The 26,213-nt window shown below is 71.6% G+C and carries 20 protein-coding genes; 14 read left to right on the top strand and 6 right to left on the bottom strand.

Annotated features, from left to right (window positions below):
* Nucleotides 1-11: 11 nt before the first annotated feature.
* Complete coding sequence (locus ACFWYS_RS02955; RefSeq protein WP_384762505.1) at nt 12-3,035, bottom strand: ATP-binding protein; 3,024 nt, start codon at nt 3,033-3,035, stop codon at nt 12-14.
* Between the two features lie 127 nt (nt 3,036-3,162).
* On the bottom strand, nt 3,163-3,348 hold the full coding sequence (gene rpmB, locus ACFWYS_RS02950) for a 50S ribosomal protein L28 (protein WP_003993230.1): 186 nt from the start codon (nt 3,346-3,348) through the stop codon (nt 3,163-3,165).
* Nucleotides 3,349-3,604: 256 nt separating this feature from the next.
* On the opposite strand from rpmB, the gene ACFWYS_RS02945 reads away from it, so the two are divergent.
* A complete protein-coding gene (locus ACFWYS_RS02945) occupies nt 3,605-5,296 on the top strand; it encodes a DAK2 domain-containing protein (protein WP_384762503.1) in 1,692 nt (563 codons plus the stop codon).
* Nucleotides 5,297-5,327: 31 nt separating this feature from the next.
* Here ACFWYS_RS02945 and ACFWYS_RS02940 read toward each other — a convergent pair whose 3' ends face one another.
* Together ACFWYS_RS02940 and ACFWYS_RS02935 are read right to left on the bottom strand one after the other, a co-directional pair.
* Nucleotides 5,328-8,285, bottom strand: coding sequence for a tetratricopeptide repeat protein (locus ACFWYS_RS02940; protein ID WP_384762502.1), 2,958 nt, complete (start codon nt 8,283-8,285; stop codon nt 5,328-5,330).
* Nucleotides 8,285-10,120 (bottom strand): HSP90 family protein, encoded by a 1,836-nt coding sequence (locus ACFWYS_RS02935; protein ID WP_384762501.1) that lies wholly within the window; start codon nt 10,118-10,120, stop codon nt 8,285-8,287. The genes ACFWYS_RS02940 and ACFWYS_RS02935 overlap by 1 nt, the downstream gene beginning before the upstream one ends.
* A 190-nt stretch (nt 10,121-10,310) precedes the next feature.
* On the opposite strand from ACFWYS_RS02935, the gene recG reads away from it, so the two are divergent.
* The 8 genes from recG to mutM all read left to right on the top strand — a co-directional run bounded on the left by recG (nt 10,311) and on the right by mutM (nt 17,594).
* Nucleotides 10,311-12,527: an ATP-dependent DNA helicase RecG gene (recG, locus tag ACFWYS_RS02930; protein WP_384762499.1), complete on the top strand. Its 2,217-nt coding sequence runs from the start codon at nt 10,311-10,313 to the stop codon at nt 12,525-12,527.
* Between the two features lie 107 nt (nt 12,528-12,634).
* Nucleotides 12,635-13,222, top strand: coding sequence for a 16S rRNA (guanine(966)-N(2))-methyltransferase RsmD (rsmD, locus tag ACFWYS_RS02925; protein WP_384762497.1), 588 nt, complete (start codon nt 12,635-12,637; stop codon nt 13,220-13,222).
* A gap of 26 nt (nt 13,223-13,248) precedes the next feature.
* Complete coding sequence (gene coaD, locus ACFWYS_RS02920) at nt 13,249-13,728, top strand: pantetheine-phosphate adenylyltransferase (protein WP_384762822.1); 480 nt, start codon at nt 13,249-13,251, stop codon at nt 13,726-13,728.
* Nucleotides 13,729-13,786: 58 nt separating this feature from the next.
* Nucleotides 13,787-14,884 (top strand): cell division initiation protein, encoded by a 1,098-nt coding sequence (locus ACFWYS_RS02915; protein ID WP_384762495.1) that lies wholly within the window; start codon nt 13,787-13,789, stop codon nt 14,882-14,884.
* A 138-nt stretch (nt 14,885-15,022) separates the two neighbouring features.
* Entirely contained in the window at nt 15,023-15,667 is a 645-nt protein-coding gene (locus tag ACFWYS_RS02910; protein WP_384762494.1) for a YceD family protein, read from the top strand.
* Nucleotides 15,668-15,669: 2 nt separating this feature from the next.
* On the top strand, nt 15,670-15,843 hold the full coding sequence (rpmF, locus tag ACFWYS_RS02905; protein ID WP_015657589.1) for a 50S ribosomal protein L32: 174 nt from the start codon (nt 15,670-15,672) through the stop codon (nt 15,841-15,843).
* 19 nt (nt 15,844-15,862) lie between these two features.
* Entirely contained in the window at nt 15,863-16,651 is a 789-nt protein-coding gene (rnc, locus tag ACFWYS_RS02900; protein ID WP_384762819.1) for a ribonuclease III, read from the top strand.
* A gap of 82 nt (nt 16,652-16,733) precedes the next feature.
* Nucleotides 16,734-17,594: a bifunctional DNA-formamidopyrimidine glycosylase/DNA-(apurinic or apyrimidinic site) lyase gene (mutM, locus tag ACFWYS_RS02895; protein ID WP_384762491.1), complete on the top strand. Its 861-nt coding sequence runs from the start codon at nt 16,734-16,736 to the stop codon at nt 17,592-17,594.
* On the opposite strand, the gene ACFWYS_RS02890 is transcribed toward mutM, so the two are convergent.
* On the bottom strand, nt 17,567-17,968 hold the full coding sequence (locus ACFWYS_RS02890; RefSeq protein ID WP_384762489.1) for a winged helix-turn-helix transcriptional regulator: 402 nt from the start codon (nt 17,966-17,968) through the stop codon (nt 17,567-17,569). The two genes, mutM and ACFWYS_RS02890, sit on opposite strands and share 28 nt — an antisense overlap.
* Before the next feature lie 84 nt (nt 17,969-18,052).
* Here ACFWYS_RS02890 and ACFWYS_RS02885 point away from each other — a divergent pair, with 84 nt between their 5' ends.
* Nucleotides 18,053-18,409 (top strand): hypothetical protein, encoded by a 357-nt coding sequence (locus ACFWYS_RS02885; RefSeq protein WP_384762487.1) that lies wholly within the window; start codon nt 18,053-18,055, stop codon nt 18,407-18,409.
* A gap of 22 nt (nt 18,410-18,431) precedes the next feature.
* Here ACFWYS_RS02885 and ACFWYS_RS02880 read toward each other — a convergent pair whose 3' ends face one another.
* The gene (locus tag ACFWYS_RS02880; protein ID WP_384762485.1) at nt 18,432-19,607 is read right to left on the bottom strand and encodes a CAP domain-containing protein; all 1,176 of its coding nucleotides are present in this window, start codon (nt 19,605-19,607) and stop codon (nt 18,432-18,434) included.
* Between the two features lie 152 nt (nt 19,608-19,759).
* On the opposite strand from ACFWYS_RS02880, the gene ACFWYS_RS02875 reads away from it, so the two are divergent.
* From ACFWYS_RS02875 to ACFWYS_RS02860, 4 genes are all read left to right on the top strand, one after another.
* Nucleotides 19,760-20,041 carry an acylphosphatase gene (locus ACFWYS_RS02875; protein ID WP_384762483.1) on the top strand — a complete coding sequence of 94 codons (282 nt, stop codon included), beginning with the start codon at nt 19,760-19,762 and terminating at the stop codon, nt 20,039-20,041.
* Nucleotides 20,042-20,424: 383 nt separating this feature from the next.
* On the top strand, nt 20,425-20,628 hold the full coding sequence (locus ACFWYS_RS02870) for a hypothetical protein (RefSeq protein ID WP_272120120.1): 204 nt from the start codon (nt 20,425-20,427) through the stop codon (nt 20,626-20,628).
* A gap of 262 nt (nt 20,629-20,890) precedes the next feature.
* A complete protein-coding gene (locus tag ACFWYS_RS02865) occupies nt 20,891-24,538 on the top strand; it encodes an AAA family ATPase (protein ID WP_384762481.1) in 3,648 nt (1,215 codons plus the stop codon).
* 161 nt (nt 24,539-24,699) lie between these two features.
* The gene (locus tag ACFWYS_RS02860; protein WP_384762479.1) at nt 24,700-26,115 is read left to right on the top strand and encodes a sugar porter family MFS transporter; all 1,416 of its coding nucleotides are present in this window, start codon (nt 24,700-24,702) and stop codon (nt 26,113-26,115) included.
* Nucleotides 26,116-26,213: the final 98 nt, after the last annotated feature.

The following is a 26,213-nucleotide window of genomic DNA, read 5'->3' as shown; positions in this document are numbered from 1 at the left end:
TGACCGTCCCCCTACCGTTCGCTGACCGCCGCTGACCGCAGGGCGCGGCCCTGCCCGAAGGCCTTGTCGTAGGCCTCGGGGGACAGCCGCGCGCGTACCGCCCGCCGGGTCCGTACGACATCGGGGTCGCCCTCGGCCGAGGCGCCCCGCAGGCCCTCGGCGGCGCCCAGGAGTTCGGCCGCGCGTTCGGGGTGCGGGGCGACGGAGGCCAGGGCGTCGGCGGCGGACGCCATGGCGAGGGCGTCGGGCGAGTCCAGGGCGTGGATGCGGGCCTGTGCGAACCAGTCGCGGGCCTGGTCGAGGTCGCCCTCGGCGGCGGCCGTGCGGCCGAGGCCGATGAGGATCAGGACGGTCTCGCCGACGCTGAACCAGTTGGCCGCGCAGGCCTGCAGCGCGCTTTCGTAGTGCACGCGCGCGTGGGCGGTCTCCCCGGTCAGCCGGGCCGTGTCGCCGAGCCCGCGCCGGGCGGCCGCCACCTTGTCCGGAGCGCCCGCCTCACGGGCCAGGTCGGCGGCCTGCCTGAAATGGCCCCCGGCCTCTTCGGCGTCGCCGCGGTGGAGCAGCACCGTGGCCCGGGAGCGCAACAGGTCGGAGGTCTCCTCGGGGGCGTCCAGTTCTCGGACGTACACCAGCCCCTCGTCGAACAGCTCCAGGGCACGGTCGTACTCGCCCCGCCGGCCCGCGAAACCGCCCAGCGGATCCAGGCAGTTGGCCATGCCCCAGCGGTCCCCGGTCGCACGGAAGGAGGCCAGCGAGCACGCGAAGGCGGCTTCGGCGGCCACGGGGTCGCCGGTGAACTGGGCCCGGTAGGCGAGCCCAAGGTCCAGCAGCGCACGGCCCCACGGTTCGTCGCCCACCTGCAGGGCGAGCAGATCCTCGTCCACCGCGTACAGCGGCCCGGCGGCCAGTGACCACAGGACCATCGTGAACGGCAGCCGCAACGGCTCCTCCAGGGCGTGCATGAGGGCGGCCACGCGCGCGATGCGGTCCGGTTCGCCGGGCTCGTCGCCCCGGCCGGTGACCGTGTTCATCAGGCACAGGGCGTACTCCTCGGCCAGCCCCGGGGGCGGTGCCTCGCCGACCGCCGCCAGCAGGGCGCGGGCCAACGGCACCTGCTCGCCGTGCGGGGTGCGCAGCCGCCAGAACCACGACAGGGCCGCCATCAGCCGCAGGGCGTCCTCGGGAGCGGTGGCCACCAGGTGCCGCAGGGCCGCGTCCAGGTTGTCCCGCTCGGCGTCCAGGCGGGCCAGCCAGGGGAGTTGCCCACCGCCGCGCAGACAGGGCTCCGCGCGCTCGGCCAGCGCCCGGAAGTACGCGGCGTGGGCGTCCCGCAACCGCTGCTCGTACCGGTGCCCGTCGGCGCCGTCCGCACGCTGCTGGGCGGCGAACGCGCGGATGGTCTCCAGCATCCGGTAGCGCCCCTCGGACACCTCCAGGAACGACTTCTCCACCAGCGAGGCCAGGAGATCCTCCGGATACGGCGTCGCGCACACCGCCTCCACGGCCTCCAGGCCGGCCCCGCCCGCGAACACCGTCAGCCGCGTCGCGAGCTCCCGTTCCTCCTCGTCCAGCAGATCCCAGCTCCACTCCACGACGGCACGCAGCGTGCGATGCCGGGGCGCCTTGGAGCGGTCGCCCCGGGACAGGAGACGGAACCGGTCGTGGAGGCGGTCGGCGAGCTCGTCCGGGGTGAGGGTGCGCAGCCGCGCCGCCGCCAGCTCGATGGCGAGGGGCAGCCCGTCGAGGGCGGCGCAGATGTCGGCCACACGCGTGTGCCCCTCGAATCCGGGACGCACCGCCCGCGCGCGGTCCAGGAAGAGCCGCCCGGCGGGCTCCGGCGGCAGCGGCGGCACCGGGATCAGCACCTCACCGGTGATGCCGAGGGACTCACGGCTGGTGGCGAGCACCCGCACCCCGGGGCACACACCGAGGAGCAGCGCGGCCAGCGGGGCCGCGTCCGCCACGAGGTGCTCGCAGTTGTCCAGGACGAGAAGCAGCTCGCGGTCCTCCAGCACGGCCGTCAGCCGCTCGGTGCCGTCCGTCGCGGGGGACCGGAAGCCGTCGCGCACACCGAGGGCGGCCAGTACGGCGTACGGGATCTGCGCCCCGTCGGTGAGGGGCGCCAGCTCGGCGTAGCAGACGTCGGTGTGCCCGCTCGCCGCCTCGATGGCCAGCCGGGTCTTGCCGGCGCCGCCGGGACCGGTGAGCGTGACGAGACGGGAGCCGTCGAGTGCCGAGCCGATCTCGGCCAGTTCGGCCTCGCGGCCGACGAAACGGGTGAGCTGGACGGGGACCCGTCGGCGCTCGCTCTTCTGCCCCTGGAGCAGCTCCAGATGCAGCGCGGACAACTCGGGCGACGGATCGGCCCCCAGCTCCTCCGCGAGCGCCCGCCGCGCCTCCTCGAACACGGTCAGTGCCTCCGCGGGCCGCCCTCCCGCGTGCAGCGCCCGCATCAACTGCCCGTACAGCCGCTCGCTGAGCGGGTGCGCGGCGAGCAGGGACCGCAGCTCCGGTACGAGGTCGGAGCCGCCGCCGAGCGCCAGGTCCGCCTCGATCCGGTCCTGTACGGCGGCCGGCCTGAGCTCTTCGAGCCGGATGCGCCCGGCGTGCGTGTCCGGGAGGTCGGGCAGCGCCGGGCCGCGCCACAGGGAGAGCGCCTCACGGAGCAGACGCGCCACGCGCGCGTGGTCACCGGCGGCGAGCGCGGCCCGCCCCTCTCCCGCCAGGCGTTCGAAACGGTGGGCGTCGACGGATTCGGGCGCAACGGTGATCCGGTAGCCGGCCGGCCCCGCCTCGATGTCCGTGTGCGGAGCCAGGCGCCTGCGCAGACGGGAGATCTGCGACTGGAGGGCGTTGGCGGCCCCGGCGGGCGGCCCGGCGCCGTACAGGCCGTCGATCAGACGCTGCGGGGACACCGCGTGGCCGGCGTCGAGGAGCAGCAGGGAGAGCAGCGCACGGGGGCGGGGTCCGCCGGGGTCCAGTGGCGTGCCGTCGTCGGTGCGTACGTCCAGGGGGCCCAGGATGCCGAAGCGCATGCCCGGGATTCTGGCAGGTCAGCGGCGCCGGGGGAGCGGGTTGTCGGGTACGGCAAAAAGCCGGCCCACCCTCAGGTGGACCGGCTCTGTGCAGCGAACCAGCAGTGGCCGCGCGCTTAGCTCTGCGTCAGCGCGAGACCTTGCCGGCCTTGATGCACGAGGTGCAAGCGTTCACGCGCTTCGGCGTCCCGCCGACCACGGTACGTACGCGCTGGATGTTCGGGTTCCAGCGGCGGGACGTACGGCGGTGCGAGTGCGAGATGTTGTTGCCGAAGCCCGGCCCCTTGCCGCAGACGTCGCAGTTGGCAGCCACGGGTCACTCCAAAGACTTCAGATGCACTTACGGTTAATCCCGGCATGCCGGGATCGAGATCTAGGATCAGAGATCTGAGTGGCGCTGCCAGGGGAACGGCCCGATGTGGATCGGGCAACCGGAGCAGCATACAACGACTGCGCCAGTGGAACGAAACTACCATGGCTGCTCAGGGGCCCGCTCCCGGCCCTCTTCCGGCGCCGAGCGACCCTGGGTCTACGCTGCCTCCCACGGCCGGCAGCTCAAGGAGGCGCAGGTGGCGCAGGTGCCGCAGACATTCTTCGATGCTCTCGCGGTGCGCACCTGGTGCGGCCTCGCGTTGGAGTCGCTCGGTCGCGCGCGCGAGGACATCGACGCGATCAATGTCTATCCCGTGGCCGACGGGGACACCGGCACGAACCTGTATCTGACCGTGGAGTCGGCGGTCGCGGCCGTGGAGGCCGTGTTCACCGCGTACGACGACGGCAAACCCACCCTCGCGGACGCCGCCCGCGCCATGGCGCACGGGGCTCTCATAGGCGCCCGGGGGAACTCGGGCACGATCCTCGCCCAGTTGCTGCGCGGCATGGCCCAGGTGCTCGCCGCCGACGGTGAGACGGCTCACACCGACGGTTCCGGTCTTCGCCTCGCCCTGCGGCAGGCCGCCGACTCCGCCCGCGGGGCCGTGGCCCACCCCGTGGAGGGCACGGTCCTCACGGTCGCCTCGGCCGCCGCCGACGCCGCCGGTGGGGCGGAGGGCGAGGACTGCGGGGCGGTCGCGCGGGCGGCCTACGAAGGGGCGCGCACGGCACTGGCGGCGACGCCCGGGCAGCTGGCGGTACTGGAGCGCGCGGGGGTGGTCGACGCCGGGGGGCGGGGGCTGGTGGCGGTGCTGGGCGCACTGGTGGAGACGTTCACGGGGGAGGCGGTCGCCGCGTTCTCCGTCCTCCACACACGCGTGGAGGACGGTTCGCACGGAACCCCGGTCGTCGGTGGGGGCACGTCCCCCGCCGATGCGGAGGAGTGCGCCGACGCCGTGGGCGACGGCGGCCCCGCCTTCGAGGTGATCTACCTCCTGGAGGCCGGCGACGACGCCGTGGACCGGCTGCGGGAGCGGCTCGACGGCCTCGGGGACTCGCTCGTGATCGTCGGCGGTGACGGGCTGTGGAACGTCCATGTGCATGTCGACGACGCCGGGGCCGCCGTGGAGGCGGGCGTCGAGGCCGGGCGGCCGTACCGGATCCGGATCACCCACTTCGGCGCCGACGACGCGCACACCACCGGCCGGCGGCCGAGCAGGGAGCGGGTCCAGCGGGCCGTCGTCGCCGTCGTGCCCGGTGAGGGCCTGGCCGGGCTGTACACCGAGGCCGGTGCGACGACCGTCCTCGCCCGCCCCGGGGAGCCGCCCGCGAGCGGGGAGCTGGTCGAGGCCGTACGGCGTGCCCACGCGCGTGAGGTCGTGCTGCTGCCCAATGACGCCGACCTGCGCCACACGGCGGCCGCGGCGGCGGAGCAGGCCCGCACGGAGGGCATCCGCGTGGCGCTGATCCCGACCAGGTCGGCGGTCCAGGGCATCGCGGCGCTCGCCGTGCACGAGCCGGAGCGCCGCTTCGACGAGGACGTCGTGTCGATGACCTCGGCGGCCGGCGCCACCCGCTACGCCGAGGTCGCCGTCGCCGAGCGCCAGTCCTGGACCATGGCCGGCATCTGCCAGGCCGGGGACGTCCTCGGTCTGGTCGACGGCGACGTGGCCGTGATCGGCTCGGACGTCACCGCCACCGCCGAGTCCGTGCTCGACCGCATGCTCTCGGCCGGCGGCGAACTCGTCACCCTGGTCCTCGGCGACCAGGCGCCGGAGGCGATCGCCGAGCACCTCGAAGCACGCGTGCGTGAGTCGTATCTCGCCGTCGACACGGTGGTGTACCGGGGCGGGCGGCAAGGGGCGTTGCTGCTCATCGGCGTGGAGTGAGCGAGGTCTGCTCCCCGGCCGACTTCCCCGCCTACTCCCTGGCCTGCTCCTCCATCACCTGAAGCATCTGCTCGGCCTCCGCCCGTCGCTCCTGCGCCGTCTCGTCGTCCTCCCCGGCACCGGCGTACGCCGCGAGCACCGCACGCGCGCGTGCCGCCGCCTCGGCAGGGCGGCTCAGGTCGGCCTCCAGCCAGCCCGCGGCGAGTTCGGCGCCGGTACGGCTGTGCAGGGCGTCGTCGCCCACGGAGACGAACACCGCGATGGCCTGTGCCACCTGGGACAGGGCCTCCTCCAGCGCGCTCTGGATCGACTCGTCCTCGGCGTCCTCCGCCGCGGAGCGCGCGAGGAGGTCGCTGAACTGCCGGTGGGTGTGGCCGAGTTCGGTGACGACCCGCTCGCGTGCCTCCTCGTCGTCGGCCTCGTCCAGCGCCGCCCTGCACTCCTGGACCGCGCTCGCCATCAGCTCGGCCGCGGCGTCCTCCCGGCCCTCGACACGCAGCGCCAGCCACGCGCGTGCGCGCAGGGAGCGGACGAGGCCGTGCACATTGCCGAGGGTCCGCCACAGCGTGCCCGCGCGCTCGTACGCCCGGTCGGCCTCGCCGAGCAGCCCCGCGTGGCCGAGCGACTCGGCGGCGAGGTGGGCGAGCGTGGCGTGGTCGTGCTGCTCGGGCCAGTGCCGGGCGATCTCGGCGGCCTGCAGCCGGCGTTCGGCCGCCTCGCGGTGTTCGCCGAGCTCGCTCAGACAGTCGCCGAGCCACCACTGCGTCTGGACGACCGCCCCGTCGCCATGTGTGTCGGGGGACAGGTCCGGCAGCGCCGACTCCAGCACCTCGGCGGCCTCGGCGAACCGCCCCTGCCGCAGCAGGAACCCGCCGAGCTGGTGCCGCGCCCAGGCACCCAGCGTGCGGCTCTCACCTGCCTCGTCGGCCCAGTGCGCCGCCTCCAGGGCGTGTTCCGCGGCCTCCTCGGACAGCCCCCGCCCGCCGAGCACCTCGGCCAGCTGCAGATGCAGCTGGGCCCGGCCCGGCGCCTCCAGGTGCGGCCCGCCGTGCTCCAGGGCCGCCCGCAGCGCCCGCTCGGCCTCCGCGATGTCGCCGAGATGGTGCGCCAGCCCGGCCAGCCGGGCCTCGTACTCCACCGCGAACCACGGCAGCCCGGCGCCCACGAACGCCTCCGAGGCCCACCCGAACAGCACCGCGGCGCCCTCCACGTCCCCGGTGAGCACCGCCAGCTCCGCGAGCATCGCCTGCGCCTCGGCGGCCCGTGCGGCGAGCCGTACGTCGTCCCCGGTGCGCCCGTCGACGAGCGCGAGCACCTCACGCGCGGCGGACTCGGCGTCCGCGAGGACGGCCTCCTGGAGCGTCTCCCCGGCCTCGTGCACCCCCCGCATCAGGATCCGCGCCCGGCTCATCAGCACGGCCGCCGTCTGCCGTACGCCCGTGCCGTCCTCGGCGTACAGCGCGAGGGCCCGGTCGTACAGGTCGGCGATCGTGGTGAGGGCCTCGGACACCTCGCCCGTGAGCGCGCGTACGTACGCTCCACGCGCGTAGGCCGCCAGCGACTCCCCGGGGTCGCCCGCCTCCGCGTACAGCCCGGCGGCCTCCTCGAACAGGGGGATGCCCTCGGGGCCCAGGTCCATCGCCCGGTGGTCGGCGATCTCCGCGCGGTCGAGGGCGTCCAGCTCGACGCCCTCGGCGGCGCGGGAGACGGCCGCCCAGGCCTCGATGGCGTTCGGCTGCAGGGTGTCCGACAGCCGCCGCGCCTCGGCGATCAGCGCGCGCAGGCCGGGCCGCTCGGCCGTGTCCTCGGGGACGTTCGCCGCGGCCGGTACGCCCCCGGCACTGACGCCGGGCGTCACCGCTGCCGTCGGCCTGGCCGCCGTACGCACACCCAGAGGCAGCCGCTCCACCAGCGGCCGCTGCGCCATACGCGCGCGTGCCCGCTCGCTGATGTACGCCGTGCCGTTGCGCTCGTCGAAGCGCGCGGCCAGGGCGAGGGCCTCCTCGCGCGCGTGGACGGCGAGTTCACCGGCGGTCCAGGTACGGCCCGCCGGACCGGGCACCTGCCGGCCGGCCGGACCGAGCGCGCTCAGGCGGTCCATGAGCAGGGCCACCACCGTCATGAACTCCAGCTTGCTGCGCGGGTGCCCGTCGTCCGTGAAGTACGCCGGCCGCTCCGCGAGCAGCTCCAGGCCACGCGCCTCGTTGCCGGTCAGCGCACAGAACTCCACGTGGTCCGCGTACGCGCCCCGCATGCTCTCCATGGGCCGTACGAGCCGGAAGCCCCGCAGATGGTTGGCGCGGGCCTCGTCCACCCGGCCCAGCCGCAGCAGCGGCGTCAGGGAGGACGCGAGGACCGTGTGCGGCTCGTGGGCGCAGGTGAACTCGCCCTCCAGAACCGGCCGCCACAGCCGCAGCGCCTCGGTGTCCCGGCCCCGCTCCGCCTGCCACCAGCCCTGCCCGTGCAGCTCGCACGCGTGGCAGTCGGCCATGCTGTCCCGGTCGGCCGCCAGCCAGGCGCCGTACGCCCGCTCCGCCCGCGCCACGTCGCCGACATGCGCGGCGACACTGAACTCGGCGCCGCGCACGGCCCGTTCGGAGTGCCCGGCGAGCCGGTAGCGGTGCTCCATCTCGCCGAGCCACTTCTCGATCGAGGCCAGCGGGATGTGCGGCTGGTCGAGCATGCCGGACGACATCCACTTGAAGACCCAGTGCAGCGAATGCGTCTCGTACTCGTCGAAGTCCTCGGGCCGCTCGTCCCACATGCGCAGCAGACGCGCGAAGGGGACGAACATCTTGTCCTTCTCGGAGCTGTAGTTGTAGACCTTCAGCTGGTGTCCGAGCGCCTCGATCACCGCGAGCGGGACGTTCAGCCTCTCGGCCTCGGTGAGCAGCTGCTCCGCGCGCGCGTTGCGGGCGGGACCCTCCGGCTCCTCGCCGTTCTCCGCCATCGCCCGGCGCAGTGCGTCGAAGTCGGTGATCTCGCTCATCAGCGTCCTCCCTCGCCGTTCGTGGCCCATTCCAGCAGGCCGATGAAGGCCCGGTTCAGCAGCGCCGAGTCGGCGGGCCTGAGCGGGCGCTGCGCCATCAGCAGGGCCTGCCCGTAGAGGGACTCGGTGGCGGTGCCGATCAGCTCCGGATCGCCCAGCGAACTGATCCGCCGGATCAGCGGGTTGAGGTGGTTGAGCACCAGACGCGCGCGTGGAGTGCTGCCGCGCAGCGAGCCGAGGATGCCCGCCCACAGGTCGTCGGCCTGCTCCTCGGCCTGCGCGCGGGCCTGCTCGTGCCGGGCCGCGCGGTCGTCCAGGTGCAGCGCGGGCACGGACAGCGGATGGAAGGCGCGCAGGACGACATCACAGCCCAGCGGGTCGAGCTTCGCCCGCGCGGCCGCCAGGAAGCCGGACAGGGCCAGCTCCTCGGCCGGGTCCACCGAGTCCAGATGGGCGGTCACGGTGTCCGCGTCCAGCTCGGCGACGACCGTCCCCGGCCGCACCGACGGCAGCGCCTCGATCAGCTCGCTGTCGTAGGTGTAGCCGCCGTTGATCACCCCGACGCCCTGTGCGGACGCGATCGGCGCGACCTGCCGGTACTCCTCCACGGTCCGCGTGAAGTGCACCACCGGGTGCCGCTGCGCGAACTCCTCCAGGGACAGCCGCCCGTCGGTCGTCTCGAACGGCAGCCACGGCAGCATCGTCCGCAGCATCTCCCCGTCGTGCCGCGCGAGGGACTTCACGCCCAGGTGGTGCACCGACAGGAACGCCGACAGCCGTTCCGGATCGCCGGCCGCGAGCCCCGTCAGCCAGGACCGAATCCTTTCGCCGAGCGCCTCCCTTACGCCCGCCAGCGTCTCGTCCTCGTACAGCGATTCGCGCGACGCCGTCGGTCGCAGACTGTCGGTGTCCAGGACGCAGCGCACGAAGAACGCCCAGTCGGGCAGCAGCTGTTCGGCCCGCTCGGTCAGCAGCATGCCCTTGAGGTGGACGCGATGACCCGCCCGCTGGGCCGGGCTGACCGCCGACGGAAGGACGTACGCCACGCCCCGGATCCCCGCGAGCGGCACGTCCAGCTCGATCGAGTCCAGCGGTGTGAAGCCGAACAGCTCGCGGCAGTGCCGCGCCAGAGCCACCTGCCGGGTGGCGGGGGAGGGGTACGACCGGTCCCAGGGCGCCGGCAGATCGGTGACCGCCTCGCTGCCGACCCGCACGTCGTACGGCAGCAGCGAGCCGAAGTCCCGCGCCAGCGCCAGCACCCGCTCCTCGGCCAGCCACTCGGCGGCACCGGCCCGCGCCACCAGGTGCACGGTGGTGCCGGGTTCGGGCCGGGCGTCGTCCGGCAGGGTCCGCACGGTGTACGAGCCGTCGTCCGTGGCCGTCCACTCCACGGGCGCCGCGTCCGGTGTACGCGCGCTGCGGCTGACCACCCGGATCCGCTCGGCGACCACGAAACAGGCCAGCAGACCGATGCCGAACTGCCCCAGGAAGTCGGACCGTGCCTCCTGCAGCCCCTCGGCACGCTTGGAGCTGCGCCCGATGGTCGCGAGGAGGTCGTGCACATCCGCCTCGGTCAGTCCGACACCGGAGTCCTCGACCCGCAGGGCGCCCTTCTCGGCGTACAGCCGCACCTTGGCGGGTGCGTCCGGCTCCTCGGCGCGTCTGGCGGTGATGGCGTCGACGGCGTTCTGCAGCAGCTCGCGCAGATAGACCTTCGGACTGGAGTAGAGATGGTGCGAGAGCAGGTCCACCAGACCGCGCAGGTCGACCTGGAACGTATGAGGTGACTGTGAGGGCTGAGGGGCCTGGGATGACTGTGAGGTCTGGGAGTCCATCGTCGCTGCGCCGTTGGGGGGACTTGGCGACGGCGCGGGGTCGGGCGGTCCCGGTGAGGCGGTGACCGCGAAAGGATGGCCGGAGCGCGCCATCCTAGGGCCGAATCGAGCCGCCTGACCAGGGCTTTCCGGGACGTTTACCGGGACGGCCGCAGGGACCTCTACGGCATTGTCAGTGCTGTGGTGTGGAATGGATCTCGTGCCCGCACTGGAAGAACCACTGAAAAAGGTGCTCGGCCCTCCCACCGCGAAGGTGATGGCCGAGCACCTCGGCCTGCACACCGTCGGCGACCTTCTGCACCACTACCCGCGCAGATACGAGGAGCGGGGCCAGCTCACCCACCTCGCCGACCTCCCCATGGACGAGCACGTCACCGTGGTCGCGATGGTCGCCGACGCCCGCCTGCACACCTTCGCCTCCGCCAAGGCCCCGCGCGGCAAGGGCCAGCGCCTCGAAGTCACCATCACCGACGGCAGCGGCCGCGTCCAACTGGTCTTCTTCGGCAACGGCGTTCACAAGCCCCACAAGGAGCTCCTGCCGGGCACCCGCGCGATGTTCGCGGGCAAGGTCTCCGTCTTCAACCGCCGCCTCCAACTGGCACACCCGGCGTACGAGTTGCTGCGCGGTGCCGACGACGAGGCGGCCGAATCCGTGGAGTCCTGGGCGGGCGCCCTGATCCCCATCTACCCCGCCACTGCCAAGCTGGAGTCCTGGAAGATCGGCAAGGCGATCCAGACGGTCCTGCCCAGCGCCCAGGAAGCCGTCGACCCCCTTCCGGACAGCCTCCGCGAGGGCCGCGGTCTGGTCCCCCTGCCCGAGGCCCTCCTCAAGATCCACCGCCCCCACACCAAGGCCGACATCGAGGACGCCCGCTCCCGCCTCAAGTGGGACGAGGCCTTCGTCCTCCAGGTGGCCCTCGCCCGCCGCCGCTTCGCCGACGCCCAACTCCCGGCGGTGGCGAGGAGGCCCGCCCCCGACGGCCTCCTCTCGGCCTTCGACGACCGCCTCCCCTTCACCCTCACCGAGGGCCAGCAGAAGGTCTCCAAGGAGATCTTCGACGACCTGGCGACCGAACATCCGATGCACCGGCTGCTCCAGGGAGAGGTGGGCAGCGGAAAAACGATGGTGGCCCTGCGCGCCATGCTCGCCGTGGTCGACGCGAGCGGGCAGGCCGCCATGCTCGCGCCCACCGAGGTGCTGGCCCAGCAGCATCACCGGTCGATCGTCGAGATGATGGGCGAGCTGGCCGAGGGCGGGATGCTGGGCGGGGCCGAGCAGGCCACCAAGGTCGTGCTGCTCACCGGTTCCATGGGCGCGGCGGCCCGCCGCCAGGCCCTGCTCGACCTGGTCACCGGCGAGGCCGGGATCGTCATCGGCACGCACGCGTTGATCGAGGACAAGGTGCAGTTCCACGACCTCGGGCTGGTCGTGGTCGACGAACAGCACCGGTTCGGGGTCGAGCAGCGCGACGCCCTGCGCGGCAAGGGCAAGCAGCCGCCGCATCTGCTCGTCATGACCGCCACACCCATCCCGCGCACGGTCGCGATGACCGTCTTCGGCGACCTGGAGACCTCCGTCCTCGACCAGCTCCCGGCCGGCCGCTCACCCATCGCCTCCCATGTCGTCCCGGCCGCCGACAAACCCCACTTCCTCGCCCGTGCCTGGCAGCGGGTGCGAGAGGAGGTGGAGAACGGCCATCAAGCGTACGTCGTCTGCCCCCGCATCGGCGACGAGGAGGACGACCCCAAGAAGGCCGGCAAGAAGAAGTCCCCCGAGGACGAGGCCGAGAAGCGCCCGCCGCTCGCCGTCCTCGACGTGGCGGACCAGCTCGCCAAGGGGCCTCTGCAGGGCCTCAGGGTCGAGGTCCTGCACGGCCGAATGCACCCCGACGACAAGGACGCCGTCATGCGCCGCTTCGCCGCCGGCGAGACGGACGTGCTGGTCGCCACCACGGTCATCGAGGTCGGTGTGAACGTCCCGAACGCCACCGCCATGGTGATCATGGACGCCGACCGCTTCGGCGTCTCCCAGCTCCACCAGCTGCGCGGCCGTGTCGGCCGTGGCTCGGCGGCGGGCCTCTGCCTCCTGGTCACCGAGATGCCGGAGGCCAGCGCGGCCCGCCAGCGCCTGACCGCGGTCGCCTCCACCCTCGACGGCTTCGAGCTCTCCCGCATCGACCTGGAGCAGCGCCGCGAGGGCGACGTCCTGGGCCAGGCCCAGTCGGGCGCCCGCACTTCCCTGAAGGTCCTCGCTGTCATCGAGGACGAGGAGATCATCGCGGAGGCGAGGGAGGAGGCGGCGAGCTTGGTGGCGGCGGATCCGGAGCTGACGCAGCTCCCCGGTCTGCGGACGGCCCTGGACGCCCTTTTGGACGAGGAGAGGGAGCAGTACTTGGAAAAGGGGTGAGGGAGGCCAACCCCAGGGCGCGGGGCTGTATGGACCATGCGGCTACCGCCGCACGGGCGCGACCAGCCACACTGGTACCTGAAGCCGCCCACAACCAAGGACCGCAGATGACCCGCGTGATCGCCGGCGCAGCCGGCGGACGTCGCCTGGCCGTCCCGCCAGGCACCGGCACCCGCCCCACCTCCGACCGCGCACGCGAAGGTCTCTTCTCCACCTGGCAGTCCCTCCTCGGCGGCCCCCTGGAGGGGGAGCGGGTCCTCGACCTGTACGCCGGCTCCGGCGCAGTCGGCCTGGAAGCCCTGTCCCGCGGCGCCGGCCACACCCTCCTGGTCGAGGCCGACGCCCGAGCCGCCCGGATCGTCCGCGAGAACGTCAAGAACCTCGGCCTCCCCGGCGCCGAGGTCCGCGCGGGCAAAGCGGAACAGATCATCCAGACTCCGGCGCCGACCGAGCCGTACGACATCGCCTTCCTCGACCCGCCGTACCGAGTCACAGATCACGATCTTCGCGAGATTCTCCTCACACTCCGCTCGGGGGGCTGGCTCGCGCCCGAGGCGCTCGTCACCGTGGAGCGCAGCACCAGAGGCGGCGAATTCAGGTGGCCGGACGGCTTCGAGGCCATCCGGGCCCGTCGTTACGGCGAGGGAACGTTTTGGTACGGTCGCGCCGCCTCTACGTGCGAAGACGCACGATGACCGGACCGGAGAGCGAGGGATCACAAGTGCGCCGCGCCGTCTGTCCCGGGTCGTTCGACCCGATCACCAACGGACATCTCGACATCATTTCCCGCGCCTCCAGGCTGTATGACGAGGTCTACGTCGCCGTCATGATCAACAAGTCCAAGAAGGGCTTGTTCGAGGTCGAGGAGCGGCTCGACCTGATCCGCCAGGTCACGGCCGAGTACGGCAACGTCCGGGTCGAGGCCTTCCACGGCCTCCTCGTCGACTTCTGCAAGCAGCGCGACATCCCGGCCATCGTGAAGGGCCTGCGCGCGGTCAGCGACTTCGACTACGAGCTGCAGATGGCGCAGATGAACATCGGCCTCTCGGGCGTGGAGACGCTCTTCGTGCCGACCAACCCCACCTACAGCTTCCTGTCCTCCTCCCTGGTCAAGGAGGTGGCCACCTGGGGCGGCGACATCTCCCACCTCGTGCCGCCGGTGGTTCTGGAGGCCCTCAACAAGCGCCTGCGCAAGGACTGATGGGGCTACAGTCGTCCCGTCCGTCTCCATCACAGCTGTAGAGAGTGGCGAGCACACGGTGGACGTGCAGAAGAAGCTCGACGAGATCGTCTCGGCGATCTCAGGTGCCCGGTCGATGCCCATGTCGGCCTCGTGCGTGGTCAACCGCGCCGAACTGCTCTCGATGCTCGAAGAGGTCCGCGAGGCCCTGCCCGGCTCGCTCGCCCAGGCTGAGGAGCTGATCGGCGGCCGTGAGCAGATGGTCGAGCAGGCCCGCCAGGAGGCCGAGCGGATCATCCAGGGTGCGCACGCCGAGCGCGGCTCCCTGATCTCCGACACCGAGGTCGCCCGCCGCTCCCAGAACGAGGCCGAGCGCATCGTCGCCGAGGCCCGCCAGGAGGCCGAGGACATCCGCGCGGAGGCCGACGACTACGTCGACTCCAAGCTCGCCAACTTCGAGGTCGTCCTCACCAAGACCCTCGGCTCCGTCGGCCGCGGCCGCGAGAAGCTCCTCGGCACCGGCCCCGGCACCGACGAGCAGGGCTACGAGGACGAGGACGCCCCCGAGCGCAGCCACGACCCGGAGACCCTGCGCCGCAACGCCGACGCGTACGTCGACGTCAAGCTCGGCGCCTTCGAGGCGGTCCTGGCCAAGACCCTGGAGGCCGTCGGCCGGGGCCGGCAGAAGCTGCACGGCCGTATCGCCACCGACGACCTCGGCGCCCTCGCCGACGACCTCAGCACCGTCCAGCACTCCAGCGACGCCGACTACCTCGCCGACCTCGCCGCCCTCGCGGAGCGGGACACCCCGGCCACCCCCGCCGAGCAGGCGCCGGCCGTACCGCCGCAGCCGCAGTACGACCCGCAGGCGCCACAGGTCCCGCAGCCGGCGTACGGCTATCAGCAGACGGACACCTACGGCGGCGGCTACCCGCAGCAGGCGTATGCCCAGCAGCAGGACCCGTACGGCTACCAGCAGGCCGATCCCTACGCCTACCAGGGCTACGACGCCCAGCAGGCGGCGTACGCCCAGCAGCAGGCCCAGCAGGCCCAGCAGGCCCAGCAGCCCCAGCAGGCCGCCTCGCAGTCGTACGCCCTCGACGAGACCAGCCTGTTCGACACCGGCATGATCACTCCGGAGCAGCTGAGGGCGTACGAGCAGGGTCGCGGCCAGTAGACCACCACCGGATTGGGCCGTGAGCGAAAGGTCCAGTATCCTGGCTCTTCGGTCGCGAGTACGTCCGCGATCAACGCTGCCCGCAAGCACCGATGGGCAGTGACCCCCCGAGCTCAGCAGATCGAAAGCAGGAATGGCGTGACAGCCCGCCTCGACCACCGCAACCCTCTCGTGTTCGACACGCACGAGCTGGGCCGGCGGCCCGGTGCGCTGCAGCGCCTGACCCGCACGGTCGACACCCCCAAGGAGTTCGGTGTCCAGGGAGTCGTCGGAGTGCCGGAAGGCGCCCCGCTGGAGCTCGAACTCCGACTTGAGTCCGTCATGGAAGGGGTGCTTGTCACAGGCACCGCCCGTGCACAGGCCGAGGGGGAGTGCGTAAGGTGTCTGGAGCCGCTTCAGCTCGATGTCGAAGCGGACTTCCAGGAGATGTTCTCGTACCCTGACGCCGACGACCGGGGCCGCGTCCACGCGGAACCGGGCGACGACGCCGAGGACGACGAGGACAGGCTCTTTCTTGAGGACGGCTTGTTCGACCTCGAATCCGTGCTGCGCGATGCGGTGGTGCTCGCACTGCCGATGCAGCCGGTGTGCCAGGAAGACTGCCCCGGCCTGTGCTCCGAGTGCGGAGCCCGGCTGGCGGACGACCCGGACCACCACCATGACGCCGTCGACATCCGTTGGGCGGCACTGAAGGGACTCGCCGGTTCACTCGGAGACGGCGAGAAGGACGAGATGAGCGGCGCCGAAGCGGAAGCGGGCGTCGACGAGAAGCAGGAGAAGTAGCCGTGGCTGTTCCGAAGCGGAAGATGTCGCGCAGCAACACGCGCCACCGCCGGTCGCAGTGGAAGGCTGCGGTCACCCCCCTGGTTGCGTGCGAGCGCTGCCACGAGCCCAAGCAGCAGCACATCGCGTGCCCGTCTTGCGGCACCTACAACAAGCGCCAGGTCCTAGAGGTCTGAGCGGCTGGTGAGAGGCACTGTGTCCACGCCGAAGAAGAACGCATCGGACAACCAGGCCTCGTCCCACACGCTGTTGGAAGGGCGGCTCGGGTACAAACTTGAGTCCGCCCTTCTGGTGCGTGCGCTGACCCACCGGTCGTACGCGTATGAGAACGGCGGCCTGCCCACCAACGAGCGCCTGGAGTTCCTCGGGGACTCCGTCCTCGGTCTCGTTGTCACGGACACGCTGTACCGCACCCACCCCGACCTGCCCGAGGGCCAGCTGGCCAAGCTTCGGGCCGCGGTGGTCAACTCGCGTGCGCTGGCGGAGGTCAGCCGTGGGCTCGACCTGGGCTCCTTCATCCGGCTCGGCCGTGGTGAAGAGGGCACGGGCGGCCGGGACAAGGCGTCCATCCTCGCCGACACCCTGGAAGCGGTGATCGGCGCGGTCTATCTCGACCAGGGACTGGAGTCGGCGGCCGAGCTGGTACATCGCCTGTTCGACCCCCTGATCGAGAAGTCCTCGAACCTCGGAGCCGGCCTGGACTGGAAGACCAGTCTCCAGGAGCTCACCGCGACCGAGGGGCTCGGTGTGCCCGAGTACCTGGTCACGGAGACCGGCCCCGACCACGAGAAGACCTTCACTGCTGCCGCCCGCGTCGGAGGCGTCTCGTACGGCACCGGCACCGGCCGCAGCAAGAAGGAGGCGGAGCAGCAGGCCGCGGAATCCGCGTGGCGGGCCATCAAGGCCGCCGCGGACGAGCGAGCCCGCAAGTCGGCGGCCGACACCGCCGAGCCCGACGCGGACGCGTCGTCGGCCTCCGCCTGACCGAACAGCGCGATCCGAGCGCCCCCCCCGGCCATGGGGCGGGCGCTCGGCCCATACCCGCAAGGTGTGTACGGGGGATCCCATGCCCGAGTTGCCCGAGGTCGAGGTAGTCCGGCGCGGTCTGGAGCGGTGGGTCGCCCATCGCACCGTCGCCGACGCCGAGGTGCTGCACCCGCGTGCCGTACGTCGGCACATCGCCGGTGCGGACGACTTCGCGCACCGCCTCAAGGGGCATCGGATCGGTGTGCCCAGCCGGCGTGGCAAGTATCTGTGGCTGCCCCTGGAGGACACCACCCAGTCGATCCTGGCCCACCTCGGGATGAGCGGTCAGCTGCTGGTCCAGCCGCAGGAAGCGCCCCCCGAGAAGCATCTGCGCATCCGGGTCCGCTTCGCCGACGAGCTGGGCACCGAGCTGCGCTTCGTCGACCAACGCACCTTCGGCGGCCTGTCGTTGCACGACAACACCCCCGAGGGCCTGCCCGACGTCATCGCGCACATCGCCCGCGATCCCCTGGACCCGCTGTTCGACGACGAGGCCTTCCACCAGGCGCTGCGCCGCAAGCGCACCACCATCAAACGTGCGCTGCTGGACCAGTCGTTGATCAGCGGGGTCGGCAACATCTATGCGGACGAGGCCCTTTGGCGTGCGCGCCTGCACTACGACCGCCCGACGGCGACCTTCACCCGCCCGCGCACCCTCGAACTCCTGGGCCACGTAAGGGACGTGATGAACGCGGCCCTAGCGGTGGGCGGCACCAGCTTCGACAGTCTGTATGTCAACGTCAACGGCGAGTCGGGCTACTTCGACCGGTCGCTCGACGCGTACGGCCGTGAAGGACTGCCGTGCAAGCGGTGCGGTACGCCGATGCGCCGGCGGGCCTGGATGAACCGGTCCAGCTACTTCTGCCCGAGGTGTCAGCGGGCGCCGCGCGTCTCGTCGTAGCGCTGACGTGCCTGGAGTACGTCGTCCATCCGGCCCTCCACGAAGTGGATGAGGCTCAGCAGCCGCTCCGCGACCCCGCGCCCGAGCGGCGTCAGCTCGTAGTCGACCCGTGGGGGATTGGTCGGCTGGGCCTCGCGGTGCACCAGGCCGTCCCGCTCCAGGGCGTGCAGGGTCTGGGACAGCATCTTCTCGCTGACGCCGTCGACCCGGCGGCGCAGCTCGTTGAAGCGCAGCGAGCCCTCGCACAGGGCGCCGAGCGTGAGCCCGCCCCAGCGACCGGTGACATGCTCCAGCGTGCCGCGCGAGGGGCAGGCCTTGGCGAACACGTCGTACGGGAGGTCCGGCGCCTCCGTGCGCTCCTGCGTGGTGTCCATTCCACAAGCGTACTCTGGCGCAGCGCTGACGTCGGGTTCGCGCTAACTTTTCGTAAGCCGTAGTTGATCGCTGGGGGTGGCGACTTGGGAGAAGCCGTGTGGGACGGCCCGTTCTACCGGGTGCGCAGGGACGGATACGAGATCTGCTTCCTGCCGGGCGAGGGAGAAGACCTCGACGAGGTGTGCGACCTCGACATGTGGGTGACGTTCGCCGACGGACAGCGCTGGTCCGGGACCGTCGCCACCCTCGACGAGGCGCGCCGCCTGATGGACCGGTGGAAGGACACGGGGGAGAATCTCGGCGGTCGGTACCACTACGGCTGGGACAGCCTGATCGTGCGAGATCCGGGCATCCCGGCCATGGTCCGCGTCATCGACCACCTCGTGGTGACCGGCGACTACAGGTCGGCTCTGCGCCCCCTCGGCCTCGCCGAGGAGTGACGGTCGAGGCCCGCCGCCCGGATCAGTAGCCGAAGTCCTGGGTCCACCAGGGGCCGCCCGCGCCGAAGTGCACGCCGACTCCCAGGGTCTTGAAGTCGCAGTTCAGGATGTTGGCCTTGTGGCCCGGGCTGTTCATCCAGGCTTCCATGACCGCGGCGGCGTCGGCCTGGCCGCGGGCTATGTTCTCGCCGCCGAGGTCGGTTATGCCCGCCTTCGCGGCCCGGTCCCACGGGGACTTGCCGCTGGGGTCGGTGTGATCGAAGAAGCCCCGGTCGGCCATGTCCGCGCTGAAGGCCTGGGCCAGATCGGTGAGCGAGCTGTTCGCGGCGACCGCGCTGCAGCCGACCTGTGCGCGCTCCTCGTTGACGAGCTTCAGCACCTCGGCCGCGGCGGCGGCCTCCGCGGAGACCTGCACGGGGGCGCCGGCCTGCTCGTTGCCCGGTTCCTTGGTCTTCGCGGGCGCCGGAGCCTTCGTGGCCTTGCGCGAAGGGGTCTCCTTCGGCTTCTCATCGGGCTTCGCCGGCGGCTTCTTCGACGGGGTCTTCGTCGGCGCGGCCGACGAGGTCGAGGGCGCCGGCGAGGCGGGCCGTTCGACGTCGCGGCTGGTCGGGTCGCCGCTGTCCTCCCGCTCGGCGCTGCCGGACGTACCGCCCTGCTCGCTGGGGGAGTTGGTCGGGGTGTCGGCGGCCTGCACCCGGTCCGCGCCGTTGCCGCCGAGCTGGTAGTTCTCGACGCCGGGCACCACGCCCGTGGCGACCGCGACCGTGCCCAGGGCGACCGCCGCGGAGACGCCGAGCAGCCCGGTCTTCACCGGTGCCGCGGCCTTCTTCTTACGGCGGTGTGTGCGGCCCCCGGGGCGATGGGAGCCGGTGTCGGGCGTGAAGCCGTCGCTGCGGAAGGCTGCGGTGACCGGCCCATCGGCGGAGCCGTCGGCGGACGCGGTGTCGCTCGGGAAGGTCGTGGCGGCCGTGATGCGGTCGTAGCCGTCGTCCGTGGCGAACAGGTAGGCGTCGCTCTTCGCGTAGGCCTCGGCGTACGCCTCCGGGTTCAGATAGGGCGCGATGCCCCTCGTGGGTCTGTCGCTCGCGTACGAGTCCAGCGGGCCGTGGCTCTCCGTGGAGGAGCCGTCCGTGTGTGTGACCCCCGTGGCGCGGCCACTGGCGGCGCGGCCGGCGGCGGAGCGTCGGTGGCGTCCCATGTTCTGGCCTTCCTCGTCCGTGCGGTCTCAACGTCCTCACAGAACTCACTCGATCGTGTGAGTTTCATATGGGATTCATTGGGTGGGGACGGTACCGCATGGCGCCCGAGGGGGAAGTGTCCGGAGAGACATTGGCCCGTTAGGTTGCACTCATGAGCGAGGATGTACGACTGATCGCCTGGGTGCGAGGACGCGTCCAAGGTGTGGGTTTCCGCTGGTTCACGCGGGCCAAGGCCCTGGAGATCGGAAGCCTGAGTGGTTTTGCTCTCAATTTGGACGACGGCAGGGTCCAGGTGGTCGCGGAAGGGTCGCGAGAGGGTTGCGAGGGACTTCTGGACTGGCTTCAGGGCGACGACACGCCCGGGCAGGTGGACGGAGTCACCGAGATCTGGGACACACCTCGCGGGGGTTACGACGGCTTCGCCATCCGCTGAGCCGGTTCTGTAAAGCGGGCCCGGCACAAGCGGAGGGATCTGCCACCGGCAACTGCCCCGAGCAGAAATAAGCAGGTGGTTGCCAAGAACCCCCCTGCGGTGGCAGGCTCCGCACCTAAGAATGATCGCCACGCCCCGAGGGGCCCGCAGGAGTCGTCGCACCGCCGCTTTCCGGCCGTGTGCCCCCGGGTTTCCCACCGATACGGGGCGTGATCGTGTTGACCGTCAAACTTTTTGGTGAGACGCTGAAAGCCCCGCGCACCTTAGCTGTTTGGCATGGCTGAACGGCAGCACAATTCCAAGCCTGCCAAGCAACCGCGGGTGCGAATCCCTCACGACCCACACCGCTTCGGTCGGTCACTCAGTGTGGAGGACCATCCATCATGGCAAAGGCGCTTCTCGGTTACGTCGGCGGCTCCGACCCGCGACTCCTCGCCGAGATGCGACGGCTCCAGCAGCGTGTCCAGGACCTGGAATCCGAGCTCGTACGGATCCAGGAAGAGAACGACGCGCTGACGGCTGCCGCTTCTCACGACAGGATCATGGAGAGCATCGACGCACACCAGGCGGAGCCTGCGCTCACCTGATCACTGCATCGCTCCAGACAGCACCAGCAGTGGTTGGGCGGCCCGTATCAACCGCTAAGTTTCAACCACTAAGTTGTCAACGGCTGGCCAGTCAGCCGTCGGGAAGTTGCAAGGGACGCTTCGGCGTCCCTTCTTTCTTGCCCCCGCCTTAATGCCCCGCGCATCCTTTCACCCTCTTTAACGTCTGGTGTGCCCTGCACGTTCATCGGTGAAACCGTGCGTTCATGGAGCGGAACATCCCCGGAAGGTAGAGTCCAGCGGCGTGCACCTCAAGGCCCTGACCCTCCGCGGGTTCAAGTCGTTCGCCTCGGCGACCACGCTCCGGTTCGAGCCGGGCATCACGTGCGTCGTCGGGCCCAACGGATCGGGCAAGTCCAATGTGGTGGACGCGCTCAGCTGGGTCATGGGCGAGCAGGGCGCCAAGTCACTGCGCGGCGGCAAGATGGAGGACGTCATCTTCGCCGGCACCACCGGCCGCCCGCCGCTGGGCCGTGCCGAGGTGTCGCTGACCATCGACAACTCCGACGGGGCGCTCCCCATCGAGTACGCCGAGGTCACCATCACGCGGATCATGTTCCGCAACGGCGGCAGCGAGTACCAGATCAACGGCGACACCTGCCGCCTCCTCGACATCCAGGAACTGCTCTCCGACTCCGGCATCGGCCGCGAGATGCACGTCATCGTCGGCCAGGGCCAGCTCGACTCCGTTCTGCACGCCGACCCCATGGGCCGCCGCGCCTTCATCGAGGAGGCCGCGGGCGTCCTCAAGCACCGCAAGCGCAAGGAGAAGGCGCTGCGGAAGCTGGACGCGATGCAGGCCAACCTCGCGCGCGTGCAGGACCTCACGGATGAACTGCGCCGCCAGCTGAAGCCGCTGGGCCGGCAGGCGGCGGTCGCACGCAGGGCCGCCGTTATCCAGGCGGATCTGCGCGACGCCCGGCTCCGGCTCCTCGCCGACGACCTCGTACGGCTGCGGGAGGCGCTGCAGGCCGAGGTCGCCGACGAGGCCGCGCTGAAGGGGCGCAAGGAGGCCGCCGAGCAGGAGCTGAGGAAGGCGCTCCAGCGCGAGGCTCTCCTGGAGGACGAGGTACGGCAGCTCACGCCACGCCTGCAGCGGGCCCAGCAGACCTGGTACGAGCTGTCGCAGCTGGCCGAGCGGGTGCGCGGCACGATCTCGCTGGCCGACGCGCGCGTGAAGAGCGCGACGTCCGCGCCGCCGGACGAGCGCCGGGGCCGCGACCCCGAGGACATGGAGCGCGAGGCCGCCCGGATCCGGGAGCAGGAGGCCGAGCTCGAAGCCGCGCTGGAGGCGGCCGAGCGGGCCCTTGAGGACACGGTCGCCCACCGCGCCGAACTGGAGCGGGAGCTCGCCCTCGAAGAACGCCGCCTGAAGGACGTCGCCCGCGCGATCGCCGACCGCCGCGAGGGGCTCGCCCGGCTGAACGGCCAGGTCAACGCGGCACGCTCGCGGGCCGCCGCCGCCCAGTCCGAGATCGACCGCCTGGCGGCCGCCCGCGACGAGGCCCAGGAGCGTGCCTTCGCCGCCCAGGAGGAGTACGAGGCCCTGAAGGCCGAGGTCGACGGCCTCGACGCCGGCGACGCGGAACTCGGCGAGCAGCACGACACGGCGAAGGGGCGGCTGAGGGAGGCCGAGGCGGCCCTGACGGCGGCCCGCGAGGCGGCCACCGCGGCGGAACGCAGCCGCGCCGCGATCCAGGCCCGCCACGAGGCGCTGGCGCTGGGCCTGCGCCGCAAGGACGGCACCGGGATACTGCTGGGTGCCAGGGACCGCCTGACCGGCCTCCTGGGCCCGGCGGCGGAGATGCTCACGGTGACCCCCGGCCACGAGGTCGCCCTGGCCGCGGCCTTCGGCGCGGCGGCGGACGCCATCGCGGTGACGTCGCCGTCTGCTGCGGCCGAGGCGATCAAGCTGCTGCGCAAGCAGGACGGCGGACGGGCGGCACTGCTGTTGTCGGGCGCGCCGGAGGCGCCCGACGGGGGCGCGGGGCTGCATCAACATGCGGCTCCGCCGCGGGGCGCGGCCGGCCACGACGAACCCGCGGACGCCCGCCGACATGACGCGGCACCCCCGATCGCGCCACAACCCGCGGAGCGTTTCGCGGCAGATTTCGTCCGCGGCCCCTCCGACCTCATGCCCGCCGTACGTCGCCTCCTGCACGACATCGTCATCGTCGACACCCTCGAAGACGCCGAAGACCTCGTCTACACCCACCCCCACCTCACCGCCGTAACCGCCGAAGGCGACCTCCTCGGCGCCCACTTCGCCCACGGCGGCTCCGCAGGCGCCCCCAGCCTCCTCGAAGTACAGGCCTCCGTGGACGAGGCCGCCGCCGAACTCGAAGAGCTGGCCGTCCGCTGCGAGGAACTCACCGAGGTGCAGCACGCGGCCTCCGAACAGCGCAAGGCATCCGCCGCGCTCGTGGAGGAGCTGGGGGAGCGGCGCCGGGCGGCGGACCGGGAGAAGTCGTCCGTGGCCCAGCAGCTCGGCCGCCTCGCCGGCCAGGCACGCGGCGCGGCAGGCGAGGCGGAACGGGCCGTCGCCGCCGCCGCACGGGCCCAGGACGCCCTCGACAAGGCACTCCAAGAGGTCGAGGAACTGGCCGAGCGCCTCGCCGTCGCCGAGGAGATGCCGGTCGAGGAGGAGCCCGACACGTCGGTACGGGACCGTCTCGCGGCCGACGGGGCCAACGCCCGCCAGACCGAGATGGAGGCCCGCCTCCAGGTCCGTACGCATGAGGAGCGGGTCAAGGGACTCGCCGGCCGCGCCGACTCCCTCGACCGGGGCGCCCGCGCCGAACGCGAGGCACGCGCGCGTGCCGAACAGCGACGGGCCCGGCTGCGCCACGAGGCGGCCGTCGCGGAAGCCGTCGCCTCCGGTGCGCGGCAGCTGCTGTTGCACGTCGAGGTCTCCCTCGCCCGTGCCGACGAGGAGCGCACCGCCGCCGAGGCCGCCAAGGCGCGGCGCGAGCAGGAACTCACCGTCGCCCGCAACCAGGGCCGCGACCTCAAGGCCGAGCTCGACAAGCTGACCGACTCCGTGCACCGGGGCGAGGTGCTCGGCGCCGAGAAGCGGATGCGGATCGAGCAGCTGGAGACCAAGGCGCTGGAGGAGCTGGGCGTGGAGCCCGCCGGGCTCGTCTCCGAGTACGGCCCCCACCAGCTCGTACCGCCCTCCCTGGCGGCCGAGGGCGAGCAGCTTCCCGAGGATCCCGAGCACCCCCGCAACCAGCCGAAGCCGTTCGTGCGGGCCGAGCAGGAGAAGCGGCTCAAGGCCGCCGAGCGGGCCTACCAGCAGCTCGGCAAGGTCAACCCGCTCGCGCTGGAGGAGTTCGCGGCGCTGGAGGAACGGCACAAGTTCCTCAGCGAGCAGCTCGAAGACCTGAAGAAGACCCGCGCCGACCTGCTCCAGGTCGTCAAGGAGGTCGACGAACGCGTCGAGCAGGTCTTCACCGAGGCGTTCCGGGACACGGCCCGGGAGTTCGAGGGCGTCTTCAGCAGGCTGTTCCCCGGTGGCGAGGGACGGCTGATCCTGACCGACCCCGACAACATGCTCACCACGGGTGTCGATGTCGAGGCGCGTCCGCCCGGCAAGAAGGTCAAGCGGCTGTCGCTGCTCTCGGGTGGCGAGCGCTCACTCACCGCCGTGGCGATGCTGGTGTCGATCTTCAAGGCCCGCCCGAGCCCGTTCTACGTCATGGACGAGGTCGAGGCCGCCCTCGACGACACCAACCTCCAGCGGCTGATCCGCATCATGCAGGAGCTGCAGGAGGCCTCGCAGCTGATCGTGATCACGCATCAGAAGCGCACGATGGAGGTCGCCGACGCGTTGTACGGCGTCTCCATGCAGGGCGACGGTGTGTCGAAGGTGATCAGCCAGCGGCTTCGCTGACGCCGCCGCCCCGCTTTCATTCAAGAGTCGAACACATTCCCCTCACTTGGGTCCTTCTATGTCACATGCATGACCCCTTGACTTCGAGATCTGAAGGCATAGTGTCAGCGGCGTTGCTTTTGCCTTCACCCGGCAGCGTTGCCGGCGCCCGAGGAGTACACGTGACCAGCACAGCGCAGGCACCCACGTCAGGAGCCAAGGCGGCTCAGCCCGAACATCTCGGGCACGTCGTCTTCATCACCGCGGCGGCCGCCATGGGCGGCTTCCTCTTCGGCTACGACAGCTCCGTCATCAACGGAGCCAACGGCGGCATCCAGGCCCGGTTCGATCTCAGCTCCGGCGTCACCGGTACCGTCGCCGCCAGCGCCCTGCTCGGCAGCGCCCTCGGCGCCGCGATCGCCGGCCGCATAGCCGACCGCATCGGCCGCATCCGCGTCATGCAGATCGCGGCGGTGCTGTTCGCCGTGAGTGCCGTCGGTTCCGGACTGCCGTTCGCCGCGTGGGACCTCGCCGCCTGGCGCGTCCTCGGCGGTATCGCCATCGGTATGGCCTCGGTCATCGGCCCGGCCTACATCGCCGAGGTCGCCCCGCCCGCGTACCGTGGCCGGCTCGCCTCGTTCCAGCAGGCCGCCATCGTCATCGGCATCGCCGTCTCCCAGTTGGTCAACTGGGCCATCCTGAACATGGCCGACGGCGAGGAGCGCGGCACGGTCGCGGGCCTGGAGGCCTGGCAGTGGATGCTCGGCGTGATGCTCGTACCCGCCGTGGTCTACGGCCTGCTGTCCTTCGCCATCCCCGAGTCCCCGCGCTACCTGATCAGCGTCGGCCGTGTCGACGACGCGAAGAAGGTGCTCGCCGACGTCGAGGGTGACGCGAACCTGGACGCCCGGGTCGCCGAGATCGACCAGGCGATGCGCAGTGACCACAAGTCGACGTTCAAGGACCTGCTGGGCGGCCGCTTCGGCCTCCTGCCGATCGTGTGGATCGGCATCGGCCTCTCCGTCTTCCAGCAGCTGGTCGGCATCAACGTCATCTTCTACTACTCGAACCTGCTGTGGCAGTCCGTCGGCGTCGACCCGTCGAGCTCGTTCTTCTACTCGTTCGAGACCTCGATCATCAACATCATCGGCACCGTGATCGCGATGATCTTCGTGGACCGCATCGGCCGCAGGCCGCTCGCCCTCATCGGCTCCGTCGGCATGGGCATCTCGCTCGCGGCGGCCGCCTGGGCCTTCTCCTTCCAGAACGGCAGCGACCCGCTGCCGACCGCGCAGGGCTACGTGGCGCTGATCGCCGCCAACGCCTTCGTGCTCTTCTTCGCCCTGTCCTGGGGCGTGGTCGTCTGGGTCATGCTCGGCGAGGTCTTCCCGAACAAGATCCGCGCCGCCGCCCTGGGCGTGGCCGCCTCGGCCCAGTGGATCGCCAACTGGGTGATCACGATCACCTTCCCGGACCTGTCGGACTGGAACCTGTCGCTCACCTACGTGGCATACGCGGTGTTCGCCTTCCTCTCCATCCCCTTCATCCTCAAGTTCGTGCCCGAGACCAAGGGCAAGAAGCTGGAGGAGATGGGCTGACCGGCCCCCGAACTCGGGGGGAAGGGCCAAGTCCCCGCTGCCCCTCTCCCCGTAACCCCGCCGCGGGGGGGGGGCGCGGGGCGGCGCAGGCGAGCGCG

The organism is Streptomyces sp. NPDC059010 (genome assembly GCF_042740355.1).
In the GTDB taxonomy this organism is placed as follows: domain Bacteria; phylum Actinomycetota; class Actinomycetes; order Streptomycetales; family Streptomycetaceae; genus Streptomyces.
This window is presented reverse-complemented; position numbering and strand designations above follow the sequence as displayed.

Bases quoted from the DNA above. Each gene is read 5' to 3' on its own strand.
- ACFWYS_RS02880 (WP_384762485.1), bottom strand. From the start codon at position 19,607: ATGGGACGCCACCGACGCTCCGCCGCCGGCCGCGCCGCCAGTGGCCGC.
- ACFWYS_RS02955 (WP_384762505.1), bottom strand. From the start codon at position 3,035: ATGCGCTTCGGCATCCTGGGCCCCCTGGACGTACGCACCGACGACGGC.
- ACFWYS_RS02875 (WP_384762483.1), top strand. From the start codon at position 19,760: ATGAGCGAGGATGTACGACTGATCGCCTGGGTGCGAGGACGCGTCCAA.
- ACFWYS_RS02870 (WP_272120120.1), top strand. From the start codon at position 20,425: ATGGCAAAGGCGCTTCTCGGTTACGTCGGCGGCTCCGACCCGCGACTC.
- mutM (WP_384762491.1), top strand. From the start codon at position 16,734: ATGCCCGAGTTGCCCGAGGTCGAGGTAGTCCGGCGCGGTCTGGAGCGG.
- recG (WP_384762499.1), top strand. From the start codon at position 10,311: ATGGATCTCGTGCCCGCACTGGAAGAACCACTGAAAAAGGTGCTCGGC.
- rsmD (WP_384762497.1), top strand. From the start codon at position 12,635: ATGACCCGCGTGATCGCCGGCGCAGCCGGCGGACGTCGCCTGGCCGTC.
- ACFWYS_RS02935 (WP_384762501.1), bottom strand. From the start codon at position 10,120: ATGGACTCCCAGACCTCACAGTCATCCCAGGCCCCTCAGCCCTCACAG.
- ACFWYS_RS02890 (WP_384762489.1), bottom strand. From the start codon at position 17,968: ATGGACACCACGCAGGAGCGCACGGAGGCGCCGGACCTCCCGTACGAC.
- ACFWYS_RS02940 (WP_384762502.1), bottom strand. From the start codon at position 8,285: ATGAGCGAGATCACCGACTTCGACGCACTGCGCCGGGCGATGGCGGAG.